This is a genomic window from Paenibacillus andongensis (assembly GCF_025369935.1).
Lineage (GTDB): Bacteria > Bacillota > Bacilli > Paenibacillales > NBRC-103111 > Paenibacillus_E > Paenibacillus_E andongensis.
Genome location: NZ_CP104467.1, coordinates 4570637 through 4584883 on the forward strand (window position 1 = coordinate 4570637; position 14247 = coordinate 4584883).

Consider the following 14247-nt stretch of genomic DNA (forward strand, 5'->3'; position numbering starts at 1 on the left):
TCTCCTCTCCTTTTCTCCCTTAAGAGTTAACAAAATAATCTTTGTTAATATCGCTAACTGGTCTAGGCTCAGGGCTGAACATGGCCTCCGCCATCCGAATTGATTTAAGCAAAGCCGTCGCTTTGTTAACCGTCTCTTGGTATTCACTCTCAGGAACAGAATCCCAAACAATACCAGCCCCGGCTTGTACATAAGCTTTACCATTTTTGAAAATAATCGTGCGGATCGTAATACAAGTGTCCAAATTCCCCGAAAATCCCAGGTAACCAATCGCTCCGGCATAAGCACCGCGAGATTCTGGTTCCAATTCAGCAATAATCTCCATAGCTCTCAGTTTCGGTGCTCCAGACACCGTACCTGCGGGCATACAGGAAAGAAAAGCATCGAAGAAATCTTTGTCTTTTGCAATTTTACCAGAAACGTTTGAAACGATATGCATGACGTGTGAATACCGTTCAACGTCCATGAAAGTATCGCACTTCACAGTTCCGAATTCCGATACACGACCGATGTCATTGCGACCTAAGTCTACCAGCATCAAGTGTTCCGCGCGTTCTTTCTCATCTGCGAGTAATTCTTTTTCCAGAGCAAGATCTTCTTCTGGCGTCTTCCCTCTAGGTCTTGTACCTGCAATTGGGCGCGTCTCCACCTTTTCTTCTTCAACGCGAACCAACAACTCTGGCGATGTACCCACAACGACTTCATCATCCATTTTGAGCACATACATATAAGGAGAAGGATTCATCGTACGCAGTACTCGATACACTTGAAGAGGCGAAACGGTCGTTTCCATTTCAAAACGCTGCGACAACACGACTTGGAAAATATCACCGGCTCTAATGTATTCCTTCGCTTTATTCACGTTGGCCATATACTTTTCTTTCGTGATGTTGGATCGAATATCTCCAAGATCCGGTTCAGATACAATCGGATTATGGGTCATCGTCTCGGAGCCGAGCGGACGCTTGATCTTCTCGATTGTGGCATCGATTTTCTCACAAGTCGCATGATAAGCTTTTACAATGTCAGCATCCGTAGCAAAAGGCTGCACATGCACATTGGCAATCACTTTGATCTGCTGTTTGAAATGATCGAAAACAATGACTTGATCGCAGAACATGAATTGAATGTCATTCATTTGTAAATCATCAATTTGATGAGCAGGAAGATTCTCATAGTACTGAAGCAAATCGTATCCGAAGAATCCGACAGCACCACCTGTAAAACGCGGCAAGTCCGCAAGCTGAGGACTGGAGTAGGATCTCAGATAGGCTTTCAACACATCGATGGGTTTCTCGTCTGAAACCTTATTCTCGGTTTGTGTTTCAACCATGGTCTTCCCATGCTTCGCTTTAATCATCAAGAAGGGATCGCTGCCGATAAAAGAATATCGAGCCCATTTCACGCCGCCCTCAACACTTTCTAAAAGGAAGGCACGCGGTTCTTGGTAAAGATGTTGAAATACACGTATCGGGGTTTCAGTATCTGCTAATAAATGACGTACGACAGGAATGAGATTATAATCTTTGGCTAAACGAATAACTTCTTGAATTTCAGGTGTATACATGGAAACATCCCCTCTCAGCTTGTGCATCTCGTCGATCGCAGTGGTGCACAAAACTCTATTCGAAAACAAAAAAACCTCTACCGGAGTAGAGGTTGACTTTAGTAAAAGTAGAAGATCAATAGAATATGAAAAAAGAAGCCATGGCTGCGTATGAACAAACAAACACCCTCGAATAGAGTCGCTCTTCTCTTCATACAAACCTATGTTACCTTTTCTCAACTCAACTGGGCTAAGCTCTACTCGACTAAATGCTTCTCTACTTACCTAAACTCATCTACTCAAACTATACTACCGTGTTGCTTCATTTGTCAATTTAACAATATCAGGTCGCAGCGCTTTAGCTTCCTTCAAGTAGATATGGTTGATCTCAGCTTGGCTTTTGGTTGTATTCACCTGCACCATTAATCGGATACATTTGGGCAATGAGTTCTCAACCGGAACTTCCAGTGAACACATTAATGGGACTAGTTCCCAACCGATCATCGTGCGGATCGCCCGAGCCGGGAATGTAGCCGTAATATCCTCTGTAACTGTAATGAAAACGGAACAAATATCTTCAGGACGAAAATCATTGGCCTCTACAATGGCTGCAAGCAGTTCACCAGTAGCGGTTAAAATCTCCTGAGCCTCATTGTGTTCAACCGTCGTCGCTCCACGAATTCCCCTTAAGAACATCGGCTAACTCTCCCCTTTTAAAAGCTCAACAATTTGTCTGACTTGTTCTACCGTAACATCCTTACGGATTTCTACTTTGCCAATTTCCATTGGGATGATGTAGACCATGGTGCCTTCTTTGAATTTCTTATCGTGCATCATCGCACTCATAATGCTATTCGTATCCAAATGAGACGGAATGTTGACGGGTAATCCGTATTTCTCGAATAGCCCCTTCGTCACCGTATGGATGTCCTCGGCATAACCGAACTGCTGAGCAAGCTTAGCAGCTCCTACCATGCCAATCGCAATAGCCTCACCATGCAGCAGTTCGCCATATCCAGCAACAGCTTCCAAGGCATGGCCTATCGTGTGTCCAAGGTTCAAGATGGCTCGCAAGTCATTCTCACGCTCATCTTGGGATACGACGATGGACTTGACTTTACAACCTATGTAAAGCGCATAACTGAGCGCTTCCGGATCTAAGGCAAGCAGCTTCTCCGCATTGTCGTCGCACCACTGCGTGAAAGCAGCATCCCAGATCAAGCCGTGCTTGATCACTTCTGAGAGGCCCGCCTTCACCTGGCGGGGCGGCAAGGTTAGAAGCAAGTCGATGTCGAAGAGAACGAGCTCGGGCTGGTGGAACGCCCCGATGATGTTCTTCGCCATCGGATGGTTGACCGCGACCTTGCCGCCGACAGAACTGTCGTGGGCAAGGATCGTAGTCGGGATCTGCACGAAGCGGATCCCGCGCATGAAGCTCGCCGCAGCGAAGCCGGCGAGGTCGCCGACCACGCCTCCTCCGAGGGCGACGATCGCAGAACTGCGATCGAGGCCCGCCTGGAGGGCGGCGGTGACAATTCCCTCGAGCTGCGCGAGGGATTTGGAGGTTTCGCCTGCGGGCACGACGCAGGCCGTGGCGGCGAAGCCGCCATCACGGAGCAGCGTCATGACGCGCTCCAGGTGCAGCGGAGCCACCGCGTCATCGGTGACTACGAGTAATGGCGACTTGCGGCTAAGCTTCGCCCGGTCAAACAGAGCCGTGATATCGTTAAGAATGCCTTGGCCGATATAAATAGGATAAGACCGTTCTCCAAGATCTACGGTGAGCTCTCTCATATTAGTAGCTCTCCACTTGGGCTAAGAAGTTGGTTAAGTTCGCACGAATTTCCTCGATGGAGTCGCCGCCGAATTTATCCAAGAAAGCATTCGCTACTTCCCAAGCAATTACATTCTCCATAATTACTCCTGCAGCCGGGACCGCACAAGTGTCAGAACGCTCAACTTGAGCCGTGAATACTTCCTTCGTATCAATATCTACGCTTTGCAGCGGTTTGTAAAGTGTCGAAATGGGTTTCATCACACCGCGTACGATGATTTGCTCACCCGTTGTCATACCGCCCTCGAAGCCGCCTGCGCGATTCGTTCTGCGACTAAAGCCATCTTCTTGCGTGTACAGAATTTCGTCATGAACGTTAGAGCCTCTGCGCTCTGCAGCCTCGAAGCCGATTCCGAATTCAACACCTTTGAAAGCTTGAATGGAAAGAACCGCTTGCGCAATTTTACCATCCAACTTACGATCCCATTGTACATGGCTGCCAAGCCCTACAGGAACACCTTCAATGATAACTTCAACGATCCCGCCAAGTGTATCTCCATCTTCCTTGGCTGCGTCGATCGCGGCGATCATTTTGGCTTCAGCCTCTTTATCAACCACGCGTACCGGAGATTCTTCTGTGATACGAATCAGTTCATCGACAGGAAGCTCTTGACGCTCTACTTCTACATCGCCGATACGGATGACTTGTCCTGCTACTTTAATGCCGAACTCGGCCAACAATTGGCGTGCTACAGCTCCTGTTGCTACACGCATCGTCGTTTCACGAGCACTTGAACGCTCAAGAATGTTGCGCAAATCTTTTTGATTATATTTGAGACCTCCGTTTAGATCCGCATGTCCCGGACGAGGACGGTTTACACGACGCTTGCCTTCATTATCCTCTTCTACGGGCTCAATACCCATTACCGTTGTCCAATGCTTCCAGTCGTTATTTACAACAACTAGCGCGATTGGAGCTCCTGTAGTTTTACCATGGCGTACTCCGCCTGCAATGGTCGCTGTATCTTTCTCAATTTGCATCCGACGACCGCGGCCATAGCCTTTTTGACGTCTATGTAGTTGGAAGTTCAAATCTTCAAAGTTTAGAGTTACATTACTTGGAAACCCTTCAATAATCGCAGTAAGCTGCGGGCCGTGCGTTTCACCTGCTGTTAAATATCTCACAATCTGTTACCCCCTATGAGTTTTGCGAAGCATTACAGCTTCGTAAGCATACACTTTTGAGTATTACGGAATAAAACTAACCTCGTAAGTATTGAATATAAAGATTTGCATAGCAATACGAACTTCATAAGCATCTGCTCTTGAGTTGTTGCTTTTTTCAAACACTTTAGCGCTTTGACGCGCGATTATCTTTTGTCATTATAGTATAGGTACTCAGGTTTGGCAACAGCACAAACGCAAAAACACGCTTCGCACGTAAGGGAGAATCCCCTTAGCGAGAGCGTGTCTACATCTAGTCATGAGCAAAGATTACCCGTGCATAGGCTGCTTTTGGACGACTCTTGGGAGTTCGGAGAGCTGTGGATCATTCATGAGACCCACGATTTGTGATGAGTCGACTCCCAAAATCTGCGCACATTCCTGAATGGAGATCATTCCCCTGCGATAAGCGGTAATCACTTTGCGTTTGTCCATAATTGCCTCCTAAGCGTATTGCCTTAGCAATAACTTGCATCGTACATCTTAGTATTGGAATTTATGGAAGATCTTATACACCCTTCTTGCGATAAAAGAAAGTATCCGCCGGTTCTAGATCATATTGCCCTGGGGAGAAAATTTGCTCGGTAGAACCAACGAACAATAAACCACCTGGTTTCAGCGCTTTAGAAAATTTCTGGTACAGGACATGCTTTGCTTCTTCCGTAAAGTAAATGATCACATTACGGCAAACGATGAGATCATATCCCGTATCAAATGTATCGACAAGCAGGTTTTGCTTTTGAAATTTAATGGACTTTTTCAGATCGTCCGTTATATGATACATCATTTGTTCTTGTCGAAAATATTTCTTCGCATACTTTTCAGGCACATCTCGCAATGAACGATCAAGGTAGATCGCTTTGCGTGCTTTTTCCAAGGCGCCATCATCGATATCCGTCGCATGTAAATGAGCTTCATGAAGCGCTCCCTGTTCTGCAAGAATCATCGCTAGCGTATATGGCTCTTCTCCGGTTGAACAAGCCGCACTCCATACTTTTAAGCGTCTGTTCTTCTTCAACATCTCGGGTACAAATTTCTGCTCGACGAGCTCCCAACGATTCGGATTCCTCCAAAACTCAGAGACATTAATCGTCATACGATCCAAAAATTCATAGAATAATTCTTTATCCTTCATCATCGCATCAAAAAAAGCGACAAACGTATTGTAGCCACGCTTCATTCGTAGAGTTGTAAGACGTCTTTTCATTTGCGCTTCTTTATAAAGAGCAAGATCAATGGACGTGTGTTCTTTTACTTTTTTAATAAATAACAAAAAATCTTGATCTTCCATGCTGTCCACCCACCTTGGTCATTTTCTGTTAACATACATTCTGTAAGCAAATGCCAAAATCCTTTATAAAACGACAAAAAAAAGAACCCGCATCCATGAAGATGTCAGGTTCTTTGATTTTTTTGGACTAGATCCATTGTTGAATGACTTTATTGTATTCAAAAAGCTCGTCCGATTGAAAGAAATTGCTAATTTCGCGCTCAGCGCTTTCAGGTGAATCCGATCCATGAATGAGATTTAAATGCGTATGTACGGCAAAGTCACCACGTATTGTTCCAGGAGCGGCTTCAAGCGAATTCGTTTTCCCAATCATCGTGCGAGATAAAGCAATGACTTGTTCACCTTGCCACACCATCGCAAATACAGGTCCGGACGTAATAAACGTCACGAGTCTTTCGAAAAAATCTTTACCTATATGCTCCGCATAGTGAAGCTCGGCTTGCTCCCTCGAAATAACTGTTAGCTTGCTGCCGATTAATTGAAAGCCCTTTTGTTCAAAGCGTTTTACGATTTCGCCTACAAGGCCCCGTTGTACGCCATCCGGTTTAACCATCAAGAATGTTTTTTCCATGTAAGGACTTCCTCCTTATAGTTTCCGTATGAAAACTTGTGCATTAACTTACTCAAGTTCAATCTATGTATTCTCCACTAGTTTACACGTTTTGGCAGTTTTTCTCAAATCGAAAGACAAAACATTAATAAGAACGATTTCCGATAAAATGTGCAATTTCAATGAGATCTTTCTTAGCTTGAACATTTGGCAGCTTGTCCAGAGAAGCTATGGCCTTATCAAGATACTTCTGAGAAAGTATCTCTGCTTTATTTATCCCTTCACTGCCACGGATCATATCCAAGAATCTGCTTACATCAGTTTGTCCATCCAACTTATGAATACGGTCTAATTCCGATAAAATGAGCGGCTTCAAAGATGGATCCTGCATCGCGAGCAGGACAGGTAGCGTTATGTTTCCTTGTTTGACATCGCTGCCCGGCGGTTTCCCTATTTGCTTTTCCGTTCCGATTAAATCCAAAATATCATCGCGGATTTGAAACACCATTCCTACGTTATAGCCAAAAGCATACAGTTTGCTGCTTATCCAGGCGGGTGCATCCGCTGCCATCGCTCCTAATTGGCATGAAATGGCAATTAGCAGTGCCGTTTTACGTCTAATCCGTAATAAGTAATCTCGTATTGTTTGTTCGGAGTGGAAAAAGAAACGAATCTGTTCCATTTCCCCAATCGACATCTCTACGATGGCTTTAGACATAATTTGATGGACTGCCGGCTTATGAATTTGGGTAATGACTCCTAAAGCTTTGGCAAAAATATAATCCCCCGTGAACATAGCAATCCGATTATCCCACTTGGATCGGACCGTCAGTTGTCCGCGTCTTGTGTTTGCATCGTCAATTACATCATCATGAACAAGCGATGCCATATGAATCAGCTCGAGAGGTACTGCGACATGCTTCATCGTTTGGAGCTGATAGTTCCCAAACTCGCCTGAAAGCAAAACAAAGACGGGGCGAATCCGCTTCCCTCCCGCTTTCAGTAAGTGCATTGAAGTTTCACGAAGCATTGCATGATCTGTATACACGCTTTCTTCAAGCTCTTTTTCAATAGCAGCTATATCCTTTTTCTTTCTTGTATAGATTTCCATTAAATTTTTCATTCCGTCACCCGTGCGTTCTTTTTCTCTGACCATAGCCCAATGCTTACCGGCTTCGGCAGGAAACCAAGCTCATAGCAGTACTTGTAATACATTGCAAGACCTTCCCATTGCTCCGATGCGAAGTCATAACATAGCGTATGAAAATAATGATGCCAATATTGAGATGTCCCGCCTACTGTACTTTGTGCTTCGCGTATCATCTCTTCCGGATTTTTGTGTGCCTTTGTTTTACTTGCCATAAAGGCCTCAAACGCCGCTGCAACTAATGCCGGATACTTTTGAGTTGTCTCTTTACGAATCGCCCATACAGCGAATGACATCCATTGTCCTGTCCATTTGGCCCATTCTTGCCCAAGATCCGTAATCATATACGTTTTATTGCGCCAACTCTCTTTAATTGCATCGTCTCCGATCAATAAAGCCCCGTCTGCTTTTTCCATCATCTCTTCTAAATTGGGTTTCGCAAATTCATAAGTCGGATTCCCGTTATAGAATTTCTGGAGAATGATTTTGAGTAAATTCACTGACGTAGCTGAGGTTGTTGGCAGCACAATATGCCCATTCGCAATTTCGCGTAATGGCTTTTCATGGAACAGCAGAATGGAATTCACCTCTCCATAGGCACTAACGGAAAGATCCGGGTATAGCACATAATTTTCAAAGGATTCTCCGTAAGCAAAGGAAGAAATAGGCCCCATATCGATGTTCCCAGCAGCCATTTCTCGATTCAGTGAGGTAGGGACTTGTTCAATAATGTCGACCTCTGAGCTGTTCATTAGTTCAGGAAAGTAATAGTAGATCGGCCAAACGTTTGTATAATTAATCCGGCCAATTCGTATTTTAGGGTCTAGGTTGCTCATTGTTATCTCCCCATCTTCGGTACAAGGAATGTTCAATGTCCATGCTGTCCAGCACTTTACCCACCAAAAAATCGACCATCTCATCGATTGAGCGCGGACGATTATAAAAGGCCGGCATAGCCGGAAGCATGCGTACGCCCATTCTCGACAAGGTTAACATGTTCTCCAAATGTATGGCGTGCAATGGCGTTTCCCTTGGCACCAGGATTAATTTTCTTCCTTCTTTGAGCATGACATCTGCTGTTCGTTCCAATAAATTATCGGATGAACCATGTGCGATCCCTGATAAAGTTCCCATTGAGCAAGGAATAACAACCATGCCCTTGGTCCGAAAAGATCCACTGGCCACGGTTGCCCCTATATCAGCAATTGGATGATAGTCAAAAGAACCTGCACGCCCGCCAAAATGTTCCTGCAGCATTTCTTGTCGTTTGCTTGCGTTCCAATCCAATTCATCATGCAGCACTCTCCAGCCTGCATCCGTAATGATTAGATGTACACTTAAACCTTGATCCAGCAATATTTGGCTGAGCCGCACGCCATAAATAGCACCACTAGCACCAGTGATTCCTACAACCCAATTGCCGCTCATGAATGTTGACTCACTAACACATCAAGTAAGGTGAAGGCAAACATCACTAAGCTTAGTACACCGTTCATCGTGAAAAACGCTGTGTTCAATTTGGACAAGTCTTGCGGTGAGACAAGTCGATGTTCTTTATACAAAATAAAATAAGCGATAACGAGTCCAATTAAGTAAAACCAACTCAAATGCGTAATGAAAAACAATGTAACCAAACCAACGGCCGTAAGAACATGCAGGACACGAGCGGTATTCAAGGCAGCCTTGATCCCGAATCGGCTAGGTAATGAATGAAGACCTTCATTCCGGTCAAACTCTGCATCTTGACAGGCATAAATCAGATCGAAACCAGCGCTCCAACAGACTACCGTCAAGTAAAAAATAATAGAAGACCATGTAAATTGCCCGGTTACGGCAACCCAGCCCCCAAGTGGAGCTAACCCTAATGTCAATCCTAATACAAAGTGGCAAGTCCACGTAAATCTTTTGGTGTATGAGTAAAAGACAAGAAAAAACACTGCAATTGGCAGCAGTTTCATGGATAAAGAGCTTAAATTAGACGTTGCCCAGAAAAGCATTGCAAACGAAATAATAATATAGATAATTACCTGTTGAATGGAGATAAGACCCGCGGGTATGGCTCGATTCTCTGTCCTTGGATTTCTTTTATCAATGGCTTTATCAATGACACGATTCAAGGCCATCGCTGCAGTTCGTGCTCCAACCATAGCTAGCGTTATCCAACCGATCTGGGCCCAGCTAGGCAGATGTCCAATTAATACGACTGAGCCTAGAATGGCTCCCATGAAAGCAAAAGGCAATGCAAACACACTGTGCTCAAATTTAATCATTTCCAAAAATATTTTCAATTTAGTAAACATATGCTGACTACACTCCTGATTTCGTTTTCCCCTTAGTGCCTATATGCAAAGCTGCAACTCCACCTGTTAAGGGGTGCGCCTGTACATGTTCCAATCCTTGCTTCGTAAAAATAGCGGCTAACTGTTTATGATCCGGAAAATGGATCAATGATTCCGGCAGCCACTTGTACTGCTCGTACTTCTTTACAATTAGCTTGCCCAAAAAAGGGAGGACACGTTGAAAATAAAAATAATAAATGGACTTAAATGGTTGCCAAGTTGGCTTAGAGAGCTCTAAAGACACAACTAGCCCTCCTGGCTTAACGACACGCTGCATTTCACGGATGACCTGCTCCAAATCGGGAACGTTACGAAGCGCAAATCCGATCGTTGCGTAATCAAACGTATTGTCGTCAAACGGAAGACTCATTGCATTGCCTTGAATGAGCTCAATCTGCTGATCCAAGTGAAGCTGCTTGATTTTCACTGCACCGTAATCCAGCATGTTTTGGCTAAAATCCAGCCCAACCATCTTACCGCTTCCACTTGCCTGAGCAAGACTGATCGTCCAGTCACATGTGCCGCAGCACAAGTCAATGGCTGTCTCCCCAGGCTGCACGTTCATCTTCTTCATTGTGAATTTACGCCATGCTTTATGCCTGCGGAAACTTAGAATACTGTTCATAAGATCATATTTGGGTGCAATACTTTCAAAGACAGAGTGAACGAACTCTTCTTTGGTTTTGGTTGTATTCGATTTGGTATTTGTTTTTGTCATATTCATCTTGGATGTCACCTCAAATTTCTTCTAGCACTTTGGGCTGCTTCGCTGAGAATCGAAGAAACGGCTCCCCAATGTGAAACAGTTCACTTATTAGTTTATCCGATTCAAGTTGCTGTACTTTGGACTGTAATTGCTTGGTGTGAGATTCCAGCATCTGATAAAGCTGCGAAGTAATATTATATTTATGAATGAGTGTACGAAGTCTGGCTTGATCGGATTCTTCCGCGTGCAACTGCTTCCGTTCTTCTTTCGTACCATGCTGCAGAATGTGCCAGAATCCCCAGCTGTCCTTGAAATTCGCCGCAGATTCAATACGGAAAATTTCTTCAAATATGACCTCACACTTTGCATAGCTTCTCAGAATATCTGGCCATGCTTGATCATACACCTCAGTCATAAATTCAGAGAAAGACAAAAACAGCTGAGATTTAATTTCCACGGTTAGGTGGATGTAATCTTCTGCCGTCAATTTCAATTGCTTCATTTTCATGTAGATATTCATCTTGAGTCGGTTGACTTCACAGATTGCATTCGACAACTGCTTAATCATCTCGATCTGGCCAGCCTGAGCAAGGAGATTGTAAAAGCGGGAACTGAAATAATCCCCTGCAAGAACTTTTAGCTGCCTTGATCTTGCTGCTTTTTTCTCTTTGACCTCATTGGAAGCTGTAACCAAATCATGGGTATCGAGCGCTAGTTGAACAAGCGACGTAGCTAGCGTATACAACTCGCTTGAAGAACTAAACTTACTGTTTCCGTTCAAGAATGCAAACAACAGACGTGTGCGAAGCTCCGGAAAATCGGGCAAGTCTGTGTGAGTTTGAATCATATCATACTCTGTGTATTGCTTAGCGATCTCTGGGATCCGATAAGAATTCATGCAAAAGCCTCCGTAACCGTGTGCCAAATCATTTATGTTCAAAATATGCTCAATTCAAGTCATTATATCATAACACGTAAATAGACGCACATTTAATTATAAGGGATATCTTTGCTGCCATTTTGAAGTGTATGTGATACGAAAACGGTTTTGTAATTGCTGTTCAAGTTGAATAAGGCTGAGTTCATTCGCATTCTTCTCCATATCTTTCCCATATTCTCGCTCTGCAACCATCGCCAGCACAAGCTGTGTAGATGTTGAATCTGTAACGCCAGAATAATCGATGACGCGAACCCATATTTGATTTACATTTTTCGTTTTCGTGATCATGGTTTGTGCGATGGTGTACAAATCTCGATAGACGGCTGCTGAATCTGCGTTTTTCGGTAAGCTCAAATCAAGGGACATGCGGGAGTTGCTCAGCTCGACTTTGCGAATCCGCAGCTGAAGTGGGACTTGAACAAGTAAATCTACCATATTATTATTTGTGAGCTCCCCTGCACGATTGCTTGACCAATTATGAGGCGAGCCTAGCCCCGTGGAACGATCCATCTTTGGAAGTACAGATAGACAGACGACCATAATAATAGATAGACCTAACGTCATCATAATACGCATCGACCATTGCATGAACAAGCACCTCCTACACTTTGAAAGCACAAAACGATATAACTACACATTCGATAATTCTAAGCCCTATACACCATTCTACATAGAAAAAAAGCAGGCTATGCCTGCTTTAATAATTATAAATTATTCTTCTGTGTCAATCGTACCGTATTTGGTCATAATAATCGCCTTGCCTCTTACCTTTACCGCGGATGTATGCTCCGTGAACTGAGCAATCATAACTTCGCCCTTGTCCAGTTTTTCTGTATGATGAAAGCGAGTATCTTGACCACGAGTTAAACCAATTACATGTACACCATTATCTTTGGCTTTAATAACGAAATATTCATTGCCGTTCGTATTCGGATTATTTGATTTATTCGATTGTTCCATTTTCATCCTCCGTTCTTGCCCTAAACTACAATCCCAACCTTCATGATGCCAAAAAAAGCACCGGAAAGTCAACCAACCTTAAACAGTGATCTCATTGGAGGCAGCTTTCGTTCCTTTTTGGTAAAATTTCTTAAATGTCGTTGGCAGTATGTTTTTGGATCCTATCCGAATGAGTAAATCAGATAGCTTGACCGTGCCATATGCAAATAACATACCCGCGAATACATCGATCAGCCAATGAATTTGTAAGTACAAGGTTGAGAAAATGATTGCCGCGCAGTAGGTAACCATCATCGTTTTGAATATACGGTCCTTTTCTCGTAGGGCGAGAAGAAGCATCGCAAAAGAGATGGATGTATGCATACTAGGGAAACAGTTCATCGTAGCGACAAGTAAAGAGTTTTCATCTGCAAAAACGCGGTGTAATAAATCAGGCTGCTTATTAACATACCAGACTTCATGCAGCAAAATTAAATTGTAAAAGGGCAAAATCAGCGGGAATTGCAGCATGTGACCGGATAAGGCATAAGAAAGCATTTTTTTAATACTGCGTGTCCAGAAACTCCTCACAATGCAGATCCACAAAGATAAGACAAAGCCATAGTTATAAATCCAAACCATCGCCTTATCTAGAAAAGGAGACGCAATCCATCTCGCCCAGCCGCCTGTATTCAACGGAATTGCGTTCATATACGCATCCCAATGCCAAGGATGGCGGTTATTCTCAAACATCCAATTGGCGATTCTCCACCAGAAACCATTTCCCGTCCCGTAGAAGTAATAAAATACACCTAATAATGGAATACCAAAAAGGAAGAATCGTTTCCAATCCACGTCAACTTGGTCTTTGCGGATACCTAGCAAACAAATTAACAGCAGGATCCAACATTCCTTGCTCCAATTCCCAACCGTACCGATGCGCCAAACCAAGTAAATAGAAGCGATAATGCCAAACATCGTCCAATCTTGCGATTTCACGAGCGCGTTCAGTTTCAACTTATTCAAGACCGTTCCCCCTACATCTTCTAAGAAGTTCTATCTGTTTTCTGGAACAAGTCCTCATCATGAGAAAAAGACATCGGACTTTCGATGTCTTTTTCATAATCGGAGTAACACGATTCGAACGTGCGACCTCACCCACCCCAAGGGTGCGCGCTACCAGGCTGCGCCATACCCCGTTTGTAGCTCAGGTTTACTTATTCACTTTTGTAATTATAGTAGGAGATTTTGGAATTGTAAAGGCATTTTCTAATACCAATAAATAAAGCCGCGACAGCTATTAAGCGGTCACGGCTTTGTTGTTATATAACGTTCAATAGTATGTAAAACGCAATTATTGAATGCCATCTTTAAGTGCTTTACCAGGTTTGAAAGCTGGAATTTTGCTTGCTGGAATTTCGATTTCATCACCAGTCTGTGGATTACGTCCTTTACGAGCAGAACGTTCACGAACTTCAAAGTTACCGAATCCAACTAGTTGTACTTTATCCCCGCCTTGCAGCGCTTCGGAAATTGCATCAAAAACAGCATCAACTGCTTTAGTTGCATCTTTCTTGGAAAGCTCAGAGGTTTCAGCAACCTTGTTAATCAATTCAGATTTATTCATGCCATTCACCTCCCCCCAAGATTTCTCACTTCCGTTACTTCCTGTTTTCACCGTTTCTTCAGAAAATATACATTATCCAATGAAAAATCGTTGATTTTCTTAGTAAAAATGAACTTCGAAAGCAGACGAATAAATTTATAGTAATACACTCCGACAGCAATTTC

17 protein-coding genes and 1 tRNA gene are annotated in these 14247 nt (G+C 43.7%); all 18 read right to left on the reverse strand.

The window, feature by feature from the left end; genetic code table 11:
- Window positions 1-19 precede the first annotated feature (19 nt).
- The 18 genes from trpE to NYR53_RS20865 all read right to left on the reverse strand — a co-directional run bounded on the left by trpE (window position 20) and on the right by NYR53_RS20865 (window position 14083).
- Window positions 20-1567, reverse strand: a complete 1548-nt coding sequence (trpE, locus tag NYR53_RS20780) for an anthranilate synthase component I (protein ID WP_261301109.1) — start codon at window positions 1565-1567, stop codon at window positions 20-22.
- 288 nt (window positions 1568-1855) lie between these two features.
- Window positions 1856-2242 (reverse strand): chorismate mutase, encoded by a 387-nt coding sequence (gene aroH, locus NYR53_RS20785; RefSeq protein WP_047674202.1) that lies wholly within the window; start codon window positions 2240-2242, stop codon window positions 1856-1858.
- Between the two features lie 3 nt (window positions 2243-2245).
- Complete coding sequence (aroB, locus tag NYR53_RS20790; RefSeq protein WP_261301110.1) at window positions 2246-3340, reverse strand: 3-dehydroquinate synthase; 1095 nt, start codon at window positions 3338-3340, stop codon at window positions 2246-2248.
- 1 nt (window position 3341) lies between these two features.
- The gene (aroC, locus tag NYR53_RS20795) at window positions 3342-4505 is read right to left on the reverse strand and encodes a chorismate synthase (RefSeq protein WP_261301111.1); all 1164 of its coding nucleotides are present in this window, start codon (window positions 4503-4505) and stop codon (window positions 3342-3344) included.
- 309 nt (window positions 4506-4814) lie between these two features.
- On the reverse strand, window positions 4815-4979 hold the full coding sequence (locus NYR53_RS20800) for a hypothetical protein (protein WP_164826741.1): 165 nt from the start codon (window positions 4977-4979) through the stop codon (window positions 4815-4817).
- Between the two features lie 73 nt (window positions 4980-5052).
- The gene (locus tag NYR53_RS20805; RefSeq protein WP_261301112.1) at window positions 5053-5835 is read right to left on the reverse strand and encodes a CheR family methyltransferase; all 783 of its coding nucleotides are present in this window, start codon (window positions 5833-5835) and stop codon (window positions 5053-5055) included.
- A 127-nt stretch (window positions 5836-5962) separates the two neighbouring features.
- On the reverse strand, window positions 5963-6406 hold the full coding sequence (gene ndk / locus NYR53_RS20810; RefSeq protein ID WP_261301113.1) for a nucleoside-diphosphate kinase: 444 nt from the start codon (window positions 6404-6406) through the stop codon (window positions 5963-5965).
- 124 nt (window positions 6407-6530) lie between these two features.
- Window positions 6531-7508 carry a polyprenyl synthetase family protein gene (locus NYR53_RS20815; RefSeq protein ID WP_261301114.1) on the reverse strand — a complete coding sequence of 326 codons (978 nt, stop codon included), beginning with the start codon at window positions 7506-7508 and terminating at the stop codon, window positions 6531-6533.
- On the reverse strand, window positions 7505-8368 hold the full coding sequence (locus NYR53_RS20820; RefSeq protein WP_261301115.1) for a menaquinone biosynthetic enzyme MqnA/MqnD family protein: 864 nt from the start codon (window positions 8366-8368) through the stop codon (window positions 7505-7507). The genes NYR53_RS20815 and NYR53_RS20820 overlap by 4 nt, the downstream gene beginning before the upstream one ends.
- Complete coding sequence (locus NYR53_RS20825; RefSeq protein ID WP_261301116.1) at window positions 8349-8960, reverse strand: UbiX family flavin prenyltransferase; 612 nt, start codon at window positions 8958-8960, stop codon at window positions 8349-8351. Before NYR53_RS20825 ends, NYR53_RS20820 begins: the two co-directional genes overlap by 20 nt.
- Window positions 8957-9832, reverse strand: coding sequence for a UbiA-like polyprenyltransferase (locus NYR53_RS20830; protein WP_261301117.1), 876 nt, complete (start codon window positions 9830-9832; stop codon window positions 8957-8959). Before NYR53_RS20830 ends, NYR53_RS20825 begins: the two co-directional genes overlap by 4 nt.
- Before the next feature lie 7 nt (window positions 9833-9839).
- Window positions 9840-10589 (reverse strand): demethylmenaquinone methyltransferase, encoded by a 750-nt coding sequence (locus tag NYR53_RS20835; protein WP_261306460.1) that lies wholly within the window; start codon window positions 10587-10589, stop codon window positions 9840-9842.
- A gap of 19 nt (window positions 10590-10608) precedes the next feature.
- A complete protein-coding gene (locus tag NYR53_RS20840; protein WP_261301118.1) occupies window positions 10609-11475 on the reverse strand; it encodes a heptaprenyl diphosphate synthase component 1 in 867 nt (288 codons plus the stop codon).
- 96 nt (window positions 11476-11571) lie between these two features.
- On the reverse strand, window positions 11572-12105 hold the full coding sequence (locus tag NYR53_RS20845; protein ID WP_261301119.1) for a hypothetical protein: 534 nt from the start codon (window positions 12103-12105) through the stop codon (window positions 11572-11574).
- Window positions 12106-12228: 123 nt separating this feature from the next.
- The gene (gene mtrB / locus NYR53_RS20850) at window positions 12229-12477 is read right to left on the reverse strand and encodes a trp RNA-binding attenuation protein MtrB (protein WP_056838064.1); all 249 of its coding nucleotides are present in this window, start codon (window positions 12475-12477) and stop codon (window positions 12229-12231) included.
- A 78-nt stretch (window positions 12478-12555) separates the two neighbouring features.
- Window positions 12556-13482, reverse strand: coding sequence for a phosphatase PAP2 family protein (locus NYR53_RS20855; RefSeq protein WP_261301120.1), 927 nt, complete (start codon window positions 13480-13482; stop codon window positions 12556-12558).
- A gap of 99 nt (window positions 13483-13581) precedes the next feature.
- Window positions 13582-13655 (reverse strand) — tRNA-Pro (locus tag NYR53_RS20860).
- A gap of 155 nt (window positions 13656-13810) precedes the next feature.
- On the reverse strand, window positions 13811-14083 hold the full coding sequence (locus NYR53_RS20865; RefSeq protein WP_029193008.1) for an HU family DNA-binding protein: 273 nt from the start codon (window positions 14081-14083) through the stop codon (window positions 13811-13813).
- Between the last annotated feature and the right edge of the window lie 164 nt (window positions 14084-14247).

Bases quoted from the DNA above. Each gene is read 5' to 3' on its own strand.
- NYR53_RS20825 (WP_261301116.1), bottom strand. From the start codon at position 8,960: ATGAGCGGCAATTGGGTTGTAGGAATCACTGGTGCTAGTGGTGCTATT.
- NYR53_RS20835 (WP_261306460.1), bottom strand. From the start codon at position 10,589: ATGACAAAAACAAATACCAAATCGAATACAACCAAAACCAAAGAAGAG.
- NYR53_RS20800 (WP_164826741.1), bottom strand. From the start codon at position 4,979: ATGGACAAACGCAAAGTGATTACCGCTTATCGCAGGGGAATGATCTCC.
- ndk (WP_261301113.1), bottom strand. From the start codon at position 6,406: ATGGAAAAAACATTCTTGATGGTTAAACCGGATGGCGTACAACGGGGC.
- aroH (WP_047674202.1), bottom strand. From the start codon at position 2,242: ATGTTCTTAAGGGGAATTCGTGGAGCGACGACGGTTGAACACAATGAG.
- NYR53_RS20845 (WP_261301119.1), bottom strand. From the start codon at position 12,105: ATGCAATGGTCGATGCGTATTATGATGACGTTAGGTCTATCTATTATT.
- NYR53_RS20865 (WP_029193008.1), bottom strand. From the start codon at position 14,083: ATGAATAAATCTGAATTGATTAACAAGGTTGCTGAAACCTCTGAGCTT.
- trpE (WP_261301109.1), bottom strand. From the start codon at position 1,567: ATGTATACACCTGAAATTCAAGAAGTTATTCGTTTAGCCAAAGATTAT.
- NYR53_RS20820 (WP_261301115.1), bottom strand. From the start codon at position 8,368: ATGAGCAACCTAGACCCTAAAATACGAATTGGCCGGATTAATTATACA.
- NYR53_RS20830 (WP_261301117.1), bottom strand. From the start codon at position 9,832: ATGTTTACTAAATTGAAAATATTTTTGGAAATGATTAAATTTGAGCAC.
- aroB (WP_261301110.1), bottom strand. From the start codon at position 3,340: ATGAGAGAGCTCACCGTAGATCTTGGAGAACGGTCTTATCCTATTTAT.
- NYR53_RS20805 (WP_261301112.1), bottom strand. From the start codon at position 5,835: ATGGAAGATCAAGATTTTTTGTTATTTATTAAAAAAGTAAAAGAACAC.
- NYR53_RS20815 (WP_261301114.1), bottom strand. From the start codon at position 7,508: ATGAAAAATTTAATGGAAATCTATACAAGAAAGAAAAAGGATATAGCT.
- mtrB (WP_056838064.1), bottom strand. From the start codon at position 12,477: ATGGAACAATCGAATAAATCAAATAATCCGAATACGAACGGCAATGAA.
- NYR53_RS20840 (WP_261301118.1), bottom strand. From the start codon at position 11,475: ATGAATTCTTATCGGATCCCAGAGATCGCTAAGCAATACACAGAGTAT.